Source organism: Ethanoligenens sp. (genome assembly GCF_047718355.1).
Taxonomy (GTDB): Bacteria; Bacillota; Clostridia; order Oscillospirales; family Ethanoligenentaceae; genus Ethanoligenens.
Genome location: NZ_JBDNLG010000092.1, coordinates 1 through 12,123, shown reverse-complemented (window position 1 = coordinate 12,123; position 12,123 = coordinate 1). Strand labels below are relative to the sequence as shown.

Sequence of the window (12,123 nt, the reverse complement as noted above, 5' to 3'; positions counted from 1 at the left end):
GTTTTGCAGCTGACTTAAAGCAGATTTGGCTTGCGCCTGACGCAAAAGCTGCCCGAAAGCGGGCTGATTCTTTGACAAAGGAATATGAGAAACGCTTTCCGGATGCTATTCGAATTGGAGAAGCCCAGAAATCAGGGGCAAGAATATGACCGATAGCGTGAGGGGATGACAGATTGTCATTCCTCCGCCATCAACTCAGCCAACACACTACCTCGTTAATGAGGCCATTGCAGAAAAGGAGTGCCGATGAGTAAAGAATTTACCGCCGCTATGCCGATGAACGCTGAAGTTTGTAACAGGGCTCCTCTGCCCGCACAGGAGAGCGAACGCCCTGCACTTGTGAAGAAAATTGGTAAGACCACCTACTGGGTGAGAATACATTTTAGCGCCACCAGCCGAGAAACCATGAGTGACAAAATCAAGCGGATGCTCCAAATGAGGTCAACCACATGTAATGCGTGATTCTGAATAAAGGGCCTAGATAATCTGTTAATGCGGATTGCGTGACATTGTGAGGCCGTCGTGTTATTATTGTAACATCAAATACGAAAATAAGCGGGATTTTGTTTGAACAGCTGATCTACTTCACATCGCGCCTCATAGTGAAAGCATAATGTGGATATCAAGGACATATTGAACCTACGTATTTTTAAAAAAGGAATTTATTCTTGTTTTACAAATGAATTTGAAATATTTATAAAAGAAAACAATATTAACAAATTATACTTTGTAGGCATTGATACGGATTGCTGCGTTCTGAAAAGTGCAACTGATTGCTTTGAACGGAATATTCCATTTGAGGTCTTAATAAATTATTGCGCTACTAATGGTGGTAAGGAAAGCCAAGATGCAGCAATTAGAGTTATGAAAAGGATGATAGGAAAGAAAAATATAAATAGTTCAATGTGATAAAGCAATGAGCCTTACTCAAAATCGAATTGGAGTGCATTGATGTTTTTGTTAAAATTTCGTCCGTTTCGCCGCTTGACTTGAATTTTACGGCCAATTCATCAATGAAGATTTCCCCAATTTGTGTATTAACTGAAAATATTGTGCAAGAAAACAAAAGCATCGATATAAAGCTCTGCAGCGGAATATCCTTCCGTTGCAGAGCCTTTTATGTTTTTATGAACAAGTTCTTGACAATACGCCTCAGGACACGCGCGCGGAACTCAAAACCAACGAGATGTGCGAGGTCTACGAGGTTGATGCCGGATGAAGTGACTTCTTCACCTTTGACGGATGTGTGGTTCTGCGGGATACTGTTTGCGGGCGGTCACTTGATTTCCTGCTCCAAGCGGTCAAATTCCGCTGTGCCGAAAAACTCGCCCAGCGTGATTCCAAAGCCGTCGCACAACTTCTTTATGGTAACAACGCCGGGGTTCTGGCTTTCCCCATTCAGGATGCTCTTGATTGTTGCTTGCGGAACCGCCGCAATGTTGCTCAAAGCGTTCGGCGTAAGCTGACGTTCCCGGCATAACTCCAAAATCCGATGTGCGATGGCCTGCTGTGTGTTCATGGCGTCCACTCCCAGCGATATATCACTATCCAATGATATATGACGGAGATTTCTTACATTAGTGATGTTTCACTAATTGCACGTTTCATGCTAAAATAGTGACTAATCACTAACAAAAAGAGCCTACATATATGGATTCAAAAGTTTGCTGTTTTACCGGGCATCGTTATTTACCACAGAACACCGTTGAAAAAATTGTAGTGCAGCTCAATACCGAGGTGGACAATCTGATCCGTCAGGGTGTGATGCACTTCCTGTCCGGCGGTGCCCGTGGTTTCGATCAGATTGCCGCCGCGCTGATTTTATCAAAAAAAGACATGGGTGCGATGTTTTTCTGGATTTTATCCTGCCGTGTAAAGATCAGGATGTTTTGTGGCCGGGACGAGAAAAGAAGCTGTATCGCGGCCTACTTGTGGAGACGGATTCCGTCCATTACATAGCGGATTCGTTTGAACCCGGCTGCATGAAGCGTCGGAATTATTACATGGTCGATCACGCGGGATACTGCATCTATGCCATGTTGCACGACCGCAGCGGCACATGGCAGACCGTTCAATATGCCAGACGGAGGGGGCTGTGCCTGATCGGCGTCGCGGAATAACAAACTTTTTACCTGCCTGTAACACGGGGTTCACAAGTGATCTATACAATAAAAACATGCTTTTTCATTTTTTCCTCCTCTTCTCTTTCTCCATATATATTTATTTTACTTTCTCCCCGGCCGTAAGCCGGGGTTTTGTTTTGCCGGAAACAGGAGAAAAGGCGGTTGTCTTTAAAAATACAGTATCATCCATCGCCCGCTCGGATTTTTTCCGATGGGGCTCTTTTCTGCCGTCAGTACCAATCTAAACTATTGGGGGTTGTCTATGAGTTTTATCAATTCCGCAGTAACCACGTTGGAGGTGCTGGTAATCGCCATCAGCACGGGCCTCGCCGTGTGGGGCGTCGTGAACCTGATGGAAGGCTATGGCGGCGATAATGCTGCCGCAAATGCGCAGGGTCCATAAGGAAACAGAATCCAGATAACAGCAAAAGCATCGCCAACAGATGGAAAAATTAAGCCGCTACCCATGTTTTGTTTAATAGGGTTGGCGGCTTCATATTATTTCTTCGTATTTTGCTCATAATTGGCAGATGAGTTCCTTCTCCATACATACTGATTCTGGCATATTAATATACTGTCCATAGTTTTTGATAACATGAAAACCGGTAACAGTATACAGTCCCATCGCTCCTTTTAGTAAAGATCCAGTTTCCAATATCAGTTTTTTATAACCTTTATTAAGTGCTCTTTCCTCAAGAACCCTCATTATTGATTTACTATAACCACGATTCCTGAAACTCACTTTTGTAAATACCCTTTTTATCTCTGCAATACCAGGTTCATATTCTTTAAAGCTACCACATGCAACTGCCTCACCATTTTTTATTATCAAAACAACGTCATGTATGTTTTCCAACGTATTATATTGAGTGTATCGTTTTCTCTGCTTTTCCCCACCAACAACGCAATTAAGATATTCATCTAATTCATGACACAATTCAACAAATCGTTTATCATTTCCATCTGTAAATATAAGCTCCATCTTAATTTCTCCTAATATAAATAATCGGCAATTTACTGTCCGTCAAATTCCTGCTAGCTCTTCGTTAAGTCGGTACACTATCTATCAAATTATAGCATAAAACCAAAATCGTTTCCACAGAATGATTGCCCAATTTCTGTAGAAACGATTTTGGTACGAGTGTTCATAATGACAAACTCAGGAATCCGCATAAAATAAAGGTTTTCGGCGGCAGGCAATCGAATATTACATCTATACTCGTGTTGATTAGGTATTAAATCACCCTGCATATGCCCCGCTAAGACTGAATAAAGAGTAAAAGTTTCTGTTATTATCAGCGGAATCCAGTGCATTTCCAGATAATCGTCCGCACAAGCTCCATGTAGTCTCCATCGTAAGAAAAATCCTCCTGCACCAGCAGCACTGTGATACCATGCACCAATCCCCAGGCACCCAAAGCAAGCGCTTTTCTTCCCAGCGCGTCCTCAGGGTCTATGGCGCTGTCTTCGACCGCGTAACGATTGAGCGCATTGTAAAATGTGGTCTTGGGCTTTTCCAGCATCACGTCGCCGTTTTCGATTATACTGCCGATTCTACGGCCGATATCACTAAAAAACAGCAGACGAAGGTAGGCGGGGTTTTCTACAAAAAACTGAACGTAGGCGCAACCCATTTCGTTTATCTGGCCGTGCACATCGTTCGGGTGTTTCGCAATGGCAGTCTTAAGGCTTTCATTAAACTGATGGAGCACTTTGACGGCAATGGCCATTATAAGTTCTTCCTTGTCCTTAAAATGCCTGTAGGGTGCGGTATGGCTAACGCCGCAGGACTTCGCCACCTTACGCAGCGAAAGGCCGTCGTAGCCCTCGGCATCTAAAATTTTAAGACCGTTTTCGATTAATTCTTCCCTGAGATTTTCGTGATGATAGGTTTCCTCGTTCAATTAATTCACACTCCCGTATATATTATAGCACAGCTATGTTGACATTGGCAACATAGCTGTGCTACTATAGTGTAAACCATGTTGACAATGGTAACATTCAAAGGAGTGGTGTTGTGAACGCATTGATTATTACGGATGGGGAATACAAGACCAGAGTATATGACATGCTCAGTAAGCTTGCTATGCAACTGCTTGCGGAAAAGGGCTTTGAGTTACAGGTTCGGGAGCTTGACCGCAGTCTTCATTCCTGCATGGGCTGCTTCGGCTGCTGGATCAAGAAGCCAGGTGAATGCATGATAAGCGACGAGATGGCGGAGCTCAACCGATGCTACATGGACAGCGACGCTGTCATTTTCCTCAGCCCGGTTGTCTTCGGCCAGTTCAGCGCAAACATCAAGAACGCCATAGATCGTGCGCTGCCCAATATGCTTCCGTTCTTCTACCGCAGGCCGGACGGCTCCACGATGCATCCGCCCCGGTATGAGAAATCCCCTGCACTGTTAATCATCGGCTATGGCGAAGGACTGGACAGTGAAGAGGTGCAGCTCTTTCGCGACGTCACGGAAAAGCATCGGTACGACGTCGGCGTCGAGGTCTATCAGGGCGAATCCGATACGGAAAAGGTCAGAAGCCTGTTTGGCGCACTCGACCTAAGCGGTGTCAGAAAGAGAAAGGAGGCGCAGGCGCTGTGAAAAAAGTTGTATTGATCAATGGAAGTCCAAGACATGAAGAAAGAACTGCTTCGGCTGGGTTCCTCACGCACGTGGAAGCAATATTGAAAGATGGCGAATATGAAAAACAGCTTGTGAACGTTTGCAAAAGCCTGAAAAATGGTCCGGATGCGGATTATGCAAAGCTGCTTGAGGCAGATGCCATTGTCCTTGCTTTCCCGCTATATTATTTCTGCCTGCCAGGGCTCCTCACGCGCTTCCTTGAGGATTATGAAAAATACTTACGGGAACACGGCGAACAGAAAAAACATGCAAAGGTTTACGCCATCGTAAACTGCGGCTTTCCTGAACCAGAAATCAATGAGGAGGCCGTCCGTGTCATCGGCTGCTTTAGCCACCATATCGGCGCACGCTTCCGTTTCGGCGTGATGATCGGCGGTGGCCCGATGATCTCCGAGATTGAAGGAGCCGGCCCGACGAAAAAAGCTTACGAAAAGCTGGAGGCGGCCATCCGGATGATGGACAGCGATATCCGCAGCGAGGTTGTCGAGGCACCCCAAAACGTGCCAATCCAGCCGAGCTTCCCTCGCCGACTTTATCTCTTTATGGGCGGCATGGGGTGGAAGCGGCAGGCGAAGAAAAACGGAATCAAAAAGGCGGATCTTTACCGTAGACCATATCAAAAAGTGGAATAATTAGACAAGATGATAGATTGCAATCAAATAAAGGACTAAGCGGCCATCGTAAAGAAAATCTCTGTCTTCTTTGGTTTATTATGCCAGAAGAGAATGGAGAATTCAATCGTTATCTTTGAGCAATGAACACCGAATTACAAACAAAACAGACTGATACATCATCAGCCTGTTTTTGTCGTTATGGCCATTCAAGGATCATTTGCATTGGTGCCGCTGCTTGTATGGCTTGCTTTCGTTTCGCTTATGCTTGTAATAGCCACTCTCGCTCACCTGAAGTACCCGATACATCAGCCGCACCGGTCATCGTTCTTTAATTGAATGTAGCGGTCTGTTGTTTTCAGACAAATGAAACCGTAACATAAAAGCCCTCCAAACCGAAGTTTGGAAGGCCCTTTGAAAAATCAGTATAGAAATGCGCCAGCCAAACTCACGGTTATTTTTGTTTAGTAAGTTGTGCTGTAAAGTAGCATTTTGTTAGTTAGTGCTCTGTCGGCTCCTGAAAATATAGAATGATGAATGTGAATCAGGTTAATTGTAAAAATCATTTGCCTATACGTTCCGCTTATACGTCCACAGCGTGAGCGGTACAAATACCACGAGGATAACGAGCGAACCTGCAAGCGCGAGCCAGAAGTCCGTGCCGATGGTGCCGTTCCCAAGTATTTCACGCACGGCCGTTATGGCTTTGGAGACAGGGTTAATATAGTCGGCAAAGACACGGATTACGGTAGGCATCGTTTTGGTTGGAACAAAAGCGTTTGATAAAAACGTCAGCGGGAACATGATAAGCATTGCGAACGTTGACGCAGAGGATACGGATTTTGCCGTCATCGCTACGAATGCAAAAAGCCAGCTTAAGCACCAACCGACAAACATCACAAATCCTATGGAGGCGACAACGTTTAAGAATCCCGGTCTGTACCCGATAATCGCGCCGACGGCGAAGACGATCGCACCCGCGATTGCATAGCGCAAGAGATCGGCTGTCAGTGCGCCCGTAAGCGGCGAAATCCGCGCGATGGGCATGGACTTAAAACGGTTGGAGATGCTCTTATCCGTATCCTCCCGCAGTTGGGTGCCCGCGTTGCCGCAAGACGTGACGCAGGTCTGAATTAAAATTCCCGGAATGATAATCGGTAGATAACTTATAATGCCGCCTGCAATAGCGCCGCCGAAAAGATAGGTGAACATCAGGGTGAACAGAATCGGCATCAGCGTAACATCCAAAAGACTTTCGGGGTTGTGAATGACTTTGAGGAGTGTCCTGTACGCAAAAGTGAACGTGTTCTTCACCGCGGTGCCGAAGCCGACGCGGTTTTTCAATTCACGCCTGTACGCAGGAATAATATCTATGTTTGTCATCATAAAACAGCCTCCTTTTTGTCACCCGTAAGGGCAAAGAACACTTCGTCAAGAGACGGTTCGCGCACGTTTATGGCAGTGATGTCGATTTCCGCTTCTTTTAGCATCGTCAGGACGTCCGCAAGTTTGGCGGTATCGGACAGCGGCGCTGTGATTTCAGCCGCCTCCGAGACTTGCGCCCTGCCACCGAGAATTTTTTCAGTGATTTGTGCGGCTTTCAGTGCGTAGTCGGGATTTTTCACTGTAAGTTGGAGACTTGACATGCTTACGGAGCGTTTCAACTTAGTGGGCGTATCGTTCGCAACAACCCTGCCTTTGTCGATGACGACGATATTGTCGGCAAGCTGGTCGGCCTCATCAAGGTACTGCGTTGTCAGCAGAATAGTGGAGCCGTTTTTGACAAGCGTTCGGATTGTCTGCCACATCTGCGTCCTTGTGCGCGGGTCAAGCCCTGTCGTCGGCTCATCAAGAAAGATAAGAGGTGGGCTGGACAGCAGGCTTGCCGCGAGGTCGAGCCGCCGGCGCATACCACCTGAAAACTTGGAAATTTTGCGATTTGCCGCTTCCGACAGTGAAAATTCCTCCAACAGTTCCTCGGCTTTGTGTTTCGATTCGGCGCGGGAAAAACCGAGCAGACGGGCAAAGATTTTTAAGTTCTCCATAGCCGTCAGGCTTTCGTCAATCGTGGCGTATTGCCCCGTCAAACCGATCAGCTGGCGTACAATCTGTGTTTCCTTCCTCACGTCGTAGCCGAAGATTTTGGCGGTTCCTGCGTCCGGTTTCCAAAGCGTCGCAAGCATGTTGATCGTGGTCGTCTTGCCCGCGCCGTTGGGCCCCAGCACACCGCAAATTGTGCCTGTCGGAATCGTGAGGCTCACGCCGTCAACGGCTCTGTTTTTGCCAAACGTCTTAACCAGCCCGACCGCTTCGACAGCCGGTACGCTGTTTGTAATCCTGCTCATAAAGACACCTCCATTTTTTGTTTACACCCATATCTTACAGCCGTAGTTTAAACGGAGGTTAAATTCAAGTTAAACGGATTGTAAACCGCGCTCCCTTCTTTACTTTACTCTCAACTGTGATTTGAAAATTGTGGAGCTCCACAATCCTTTTTGCGAGCGACAGTCCCAGTCCGTTGCCGCCGAGCGCGCGATCTCGTGCCTTGTCGGCTCTGTAGAGGCGCTCGAAAATATGGATCAAATCGCTCTTCGCAATACCTATGCCGCTGTCGGCAATTGTGACCGTGTCGTCGGACAGTTGACGGTAATCTCTCCACCGCTGGGCGTGAATTTAATAGCGTTATGGAGCAGATTCACCCACATTTGCGATAGCAAATCCTCATCGGCGGTTATGGTGTGTTTCGGCAAGTCAACATTAAGGTCTATATTTTTCGCTGACCACTGCGGTTCAAGCGGCAGGATAATGGAGCACTACAATAAAAGTGCAGTAGCAAATCGCAAAAGACTGAGAACCTGCTGCAGCAAGACTTTACGGCCGAGGATCCAAACAGGAAATGGCTCACAGATAGGCAGCCTTTTATGCGGAAGCGCTTGCCTTCCTTGACCATCTCCACGCCCTTACGCTGAAGGTACTCAAGCAGACTGATGTTTTTGGCTTTCTGAATGGTTTCTTTTGAATATGGTTGCATGTCAATCCTCCTTTCGCCTGATAGGCAACAAAAAGCCGGTGGACAAAGGCCCACCGGTAAAATCAACGCATGTTAATTGTGATGTGTACTAATGGTTCTGGGGAAAAGCGAAAACACATATGCTTAAGTGGTGATGTATATGGACACAAATTCCGATTTTTGCAGGTTTACGCCGGAACAGATTGCTACTGTTGCGTTTGCTTTTGCTATGTCGTTGTATGATGGAAATTCGGCGAATGAGCTTGGGGTTTTAAGCAGCTTTTTCTTTAATGTTGGCTCTGTCGTGGGACTTTTATCGCGTCAAAAAGCGCTTATAGAAAGTAATGAGTGCCATCCGTCACATGATTGTAACTGAATTGTGAGTGTCTAAAAATGTTTATGACACCGCCGTAAACGACAGCTGCATGTTGCCGTTATCTGCCTCAATGCTTGGCCATCGGCGGCTGCCGAGCTGTCCGACCAATTTGATATGCCCGGTGCCGCCCGGAGACAGCACGCCCAACACCGTAGAGGCCCCGCCTGCCAGCTGCACGCACTTATTGTCTATCTCCGACCAGGTGGTGTTTCCGGATGCCGCTTCCTCGACTTGTGCACCCAAGATGAAGCCATTAGTGCCGGTAAGGGAAGATGCCAAGCTTTGCAGCGTCACCTTTGCACCGACGTGGGTATTGCTGTTGGTCAAAGTGATATCCTGTGCTGCAAATGGGGTGCTGAGGTTATTGGGATCAACCGAATAGGTAACGCCGGATGTGTAGGACACACTTACTGACCGGTCGATGTTGGATACCGTAACCGGATAGGTGCAGGTGTTGCCGGCGTTATCCGTCAGCGTAAAATCATAAGTGCCGTTGCCCGTAGCGGTGTAGCTGCATATGTTGCTGTTTACTGTTGTGCCGTCCGGCGCGGTTCAGATTGGTTGCCGAGTGGTGTCATTGTAGCGTTCGTAGGCACGTTTCTATTGCAATCTCATCCAAAATAATAGATAATAGTAACAAATCATACATTCACTTAAATTTAATGATATGGCGGGTGAAGAGACAGTGAAATCATTTCCCCGAATGATGATCTGTGCGACATTAACATCAAGTCTGGTTGTGTCAATGGCTGGCTGCGAAAACCGACCCATTAGGGTGACGCCATCTCCGGCAGAGACTTCCATTGAGGCAGTCTCTCCATCTCATATTACAAATTGGAGAGCCACGTTTGCAGGTGCGACTCTTTGCCTTGGAAGTGACGGACCGTGCATCGGGCTTATGGTGCCAATCAATCCAAGTGTCGCACTAAGTAAAATCTCATCTTGGTTGCAAAACAGCAAACCTTATGCGGGTGATGTGCCGCAATCTACAGACAATTTAATTTTTAATGGAAACATCGGACCGTCCGAACTGAATATCATGACTGCACAAAAAACGCATATAGAATTGCAGCCCGCTTGGTATGTGGTGTGTGCATCACCCGGATATCAGGTGAAATATGTCTATGATGTGCTGCGTGTGGAAGAGAACGGGAAGAATACATATCTAACCTGCAGCCCGCTTTTTGATTGGTTAAAAAACGATAAATGGCGCACAGAGTTTAAAGCACAATAGTCATTTTTTGAAATGACATGCGCTGACGCATCGTAGTTGTCACGTTCCGGATTGAGGTAACTACCATAATCCTGTGAGCGGCTGCCTCTGTATCCGTAGTTACCACAAGATGATTCGGAGTAACTACGGTATGTTTTTGCCCGCACATAATCGTATTAAAGTGTGCCCGGTCCATCACACCGCTAACATACATGATACAAAATTAGAGATACAACCCGAAAAAAGACTTTTAAAAAGTACACGGCAATCAAAAGATTTCGCACCGATTCAGGGTATCGAAAATTCCTTGAAAGGGACGTGCTTATTATAATTTCCGGTTCACTTGGAGCACTCCATTTTTAACGGGTGCAAGCATAGACTTTTTTGCTATGAAAGGACAAATACATAATGAAGTTCAAAAATCGTATAAACAAAAAGACGCTATTCTGGAGCTATCTTGTGCTCATGTTGGTAGTAAAACTTTTCCTATCCACGGGTTTCCGGGTCTGGGCTTTTGGGGACAATCCTTATGATGACGGTATGATGGTACTGGAAGCGACTAAGCTGATCGATTATAAATGGCTGGGGCATTTTACTCAATACACACTTGCGAAAGGTATGATCTTTCCACTATACCTTTGTTTGATTAATAAAATTGGTCTGCCCTTTCTATTTTCTATGGTGCTGTTAAGTTTTGGCGCTTGTGTGACATTCGTGCTTGCTATTCGTAAGCTTATACCTAACCGTTTATTACTTGCTCTATTCTTTACTGTACTAATGTTTAATCCCATTTCAAACTACTACTGGACGTTTAATCGTGTTTACCGCGATTCTATTTATAGCTATCTTGTGATTTTTTCCTTTTCGTTTATCATTGCGCTCTTTTTAAATCGGACAGGTACTTTGCGCAAGACTTTCTTTCTAAGTATTGGCACAGGAATTTCACTTGCCGCAGTCTGGCTTGCCAGAGAGGATTCTCCTTGGATAGTTCCCTATGTAGGGCTTGCACTCTTGATTACTGTCGTCTCAATCCTCCTCAATAAAGAGCTGCATCATAAATTTAAAAGATTACTGGCGATTGGAATCACACCAGCAATTCTGATCATCAGCATACTTGGTGTTTCCACAATTAACTACATTGGATATGGTGTTTTTGCGACCAATGAATTCACAGGTGGATCGCTTCCTGTTTTGATGAAAGAACTCCAAAGTATAAAGCCGGATGTCTGGATGGCTAAAGTACCCATTCCGGAATCTACCAGAGAAAAGGCGTATGCAGTTTCCCCGACTTTTGCAAAACTGAAACCCGTGCTGGAAACGCACGGTTTTGTAACTTTATCCAATGGAAACCCAACTTGTGATATGCTTGTTTGGGCAGTGGTAGACAGCGTGCAGTACGCAGGTATGACTGATGGAAAATCAAGTCAGCTGTTTTATAAAAAGGCAGCTGCAGAGATTCAAAGCGCTATAGACAAGGGAGAGCTGCAAACCCGGGGTGGCTATGTTTCGGTATTTGAATCACCTTGGGATAATCGCTACATAACGCCGCTTCTTCAGTCGCTGAGCGAAGCAATCCATATGACGGTATCTATGAAGGGCTATCATTCTGCACATCTTGAGGTCCAAAATGTTCCTTCCTCAGGAACGGACGCACAAATAAGACAGATCGAAGAAGTAACCAATAATCTTGCATATTATAAAAGTGAGGTGTTACCCGAACGAAAAAGCAAAGCTGATTTTCTCAGTCAGGTGAGGCTGCTATATGAAATGTGTAATCCGGCAATCACAGCGCTGGGAATTTTGTGTTACATCTATATTTTTATTCGGTTTCTGCTCAGTATTCGTTCGAAGAAATATGTGCATTTTGAAGCATGGATTATTCTTACAGGACTCTATTTGAGCTATTTGCTGCGTCTATCACTGATCTGCTATTCAAACGTCAGCTGCAATTTTATGCTCTATCCGATGTATCTTGCTCCTGCTTACTGGTTAATTCTGATGACTACTTTCTTAAGCATTATGATTGCGGGAAAAGATCTTTGGCATAGCTTAAAAGACAAGATATACACTCCCAAGATAAGGCCAGACCATTCTTGATAATCTATTGAGTGTTATCGATCTTTGAACAAAACCAAAAATTTCTATATAAAAT

15 protein-coding genes and 1 pseudogene are annotated in these 12,123 nt (G+C 45.6%); 9 read left to right on the top strand and 7 right to left on the bottom strand.

The features are described 5' to 3' along the window. Positions 1-276 precede the first annotated feature (276 nt). On the top strand, positions 277-462 hold the full coding sequence (locus ABF463_RS12050; protein ID WP_415533889.1) for a transposon-encoded TnpW family protein: 186 nt from the start codon (positions 277-279) through the stop codon (positions 460-462). A 153-nt stretch (positions 463-615) separates the two neighbouring features. Further along, positions 616-909 carry an isochorismatase family protein gene (locus ABF463_RS12045; protein ID WP_415533888.1) on the top strand — a complete coding sequence of 98 codons (294 nt, stop codon included), beginning with the start codon at positions 616-618 and terminating at the stop codon, positions 907-909. Positions 910-1,276: 367 nt separating this feature from the next. Here the strand turns inward: ABF463_RS12045 and ABF463_RS12040 are convergent, their stop codons facing one another. Beyond that, positions 1,277-1,519, bottom strand: coding sequence for a helix-turn-helix domain-containing protein (locus tag ABF463_RS12040; protein WP_415533887.1), 243 nt, complete (start codon positions 1,517-1,519; stop codon positions 1,277-1,279). A gap of 131 nt (positions 1,520-1,650) precedes the next feature. On the opposite strand from ABF463_RS12040, the gene ABF463_RS12035 reads away from it, so the two are divergent. The 3 genes and pseudogenes from ABF463_RS12035 to ABF463_RS12025 form a co-directional block, all read left to right on the top strand. Beyond that, positions 1,651-1,959: a hypothetical protein gene (locus ABF463_RS12035; protein WP_415533886.1), complete on the top strand. Its 309-nt coding sequence runs from the start codon at positions 1,651-1,653 to the stop codon at positions 1,957-1,959. Between the two features lie 23 nt (positions 1,960-1,982). Beyond that, positions 1,983-2,120: a hypothetical protein gene (locus ABF463_RS12030; RefSeq protein ID WP_415533885.1), complete on the top strand. Its 138-nt coding sequence runs from the start codon at positions 1,983-1,985 to the stop codon at positions 2,118-2,120. A 265-nt stretch (positions 2,121-2,385) separates the two neighbouring features. Beyond that, positions 2,386-2,520 (top strand): annotated as a pseudogene (locus ABF463_RS12025) (Maff2 family mobile element protein); the annotation flags it as partial. Positions 2,521-2,640: 120 nt separating this feature from the next. On the opposite strand, the gene ABF463_RS12020 reads toward ABF463_RS12025, so the two are convergent. Together ABF463_RS12020 and ABF463_RS12015 are read right to left on the bottom strand one after the other, a co-directional pair. Then, positions 2,641-3,105 (bottom strand): GNAT family N-acetyltransferase, encoded by a 465-nt coding sequence (locus ABF463_RS12020; RefSeq protein ID WP_415533884.1) that lies wholly within the window; start codon positions 3,103-3,105, stop codon positions 2,641-2,643. 313 nt (positions 3,106-3,418) lie between these two features. Beyond that, entirely contained in the window at positions 3,419-4,027 is a 609-nt protein-coding gene (locus ABF463_RS12015) for a TetR/AcrR family transcriptional regulator (protein ID WP_415533883.1), read from the bottom strand. A 113-nt stretch (positions 4,028-4,140) separates the two neighbouring features. On the opposite strand from ABF463_RS12015, the gene ABF463_RS12010 reads away from it, so the two are divergent. Then, positions 4,141-4,719, top strand: coding sequence for an NAD(P)H-dependent oxidoreductase (locus tag ABF463_RS12010; RefSeq protein ID WP_415533882.1), 579 nt, complete (start codon positions 4,141-4,143; stop codon positions 4,717-4,719). Then, a complete protein-coding gene (locus ABF463_RS12005) occupies positions 4,716-5,393 on the top strand; it encodes a flavodoxin family protein (protein WP_415533881.1) in 678 nt (225 codons plus the stop codon). Before ABF463_RS12010 ends, ABF463_RS12005 begins: the two co-directional genes overlap by 4 nt. A gap of 549 nt (positions 5,394-5,942) precedes the next feature. On the opposite strand, the gene ABF463_RS12000 is transcribed toward ABF463_RS12005, so the two are convergent. The 4 genes from ABF463_RS12000 to ABF463_RS11985 form a co-directional block, all read right to left on the bottom strand. Then, positions 5,943-6,758: an ABC transporter permease gene (locus ABF463_RS12000; RefSeq protein WP_415533880.1), complete on the bottom strand. Its 816-nt coding sequence runs from the start codon at positions 6,756-6,758 to the stop codon at positions 5,943-5,945. Further along, the gene (locus ABF463_RS11995; protein WP_415533879.1) at positions 6,755-7,717 is read right to left on the bottom strand and encodes an ATP-binding cassette domain-containing protein; all 963 of its coding nucleotides are present in this window, start codon (positions 7,715-7,717) and stop codon (positions 6,755-6,757) included. The genes ABF463_RS12000 and ABF463_RS11995 overlap by 4 nt, the downstream gene beginning before the upstream one ends. Before the next feature lie 64 nt (positions 7,718-7,781). Further along, positions 7,782-7,955 carry an ATP-binding protein gene (locus tag ABF463_RS11990; protein WP_415533878.1) on the bottom strand — a complete coding sequence of 58 codons (174 nt, stop codon included), beginning with the start codon at positions 7,953-7,955 and terminating at the stop codon, positions 7,782-7,784. Positions 7,956-8,779: 824 nt separating this feature from the next. After that, entirely contained in the window at positions 8,780-9,163 is a 384-nt protein-coding gene (locus ABF463_RS11985; protein ID WP_415533877.1) for a hypothetical protein, read from the bottom strand. A 280-nt stretch (positions 9,164-9,443) separates the two neighbouring features. On the opposite strand from ABF463_RS11985, the gene ABF463_RS11980 reads away from it, so the two are divergent. Both ABF463_RS11980 and ABF463_RS11975 read left to right on the top strand, forming a co-directional pair. Next, positions 9,444-9,992, top strand: coding sequence for a hypothetical protein (locus ABF463_RS11980; RefSeq protein WP_415533876.1), 549 nt, complete (start codon positions 9,444-9,446; stop codon positions 9,990-9,992). Between the two features lie 387 nt (positions 9,993-10,379). Next, on the top strand, positions 10,380-12,068 hold the full coding sequence (locus tag ABF463_RS11975) for a hypothetical protein (protein ID WP_415533875.1): 1,689 nt from the start codon (positions 10,380-10,382) through the stop codon (positions 12,066-12,068). The last annotated feature ends 55 nt before the right edge of the window (positions 12,069-12,123 follow it).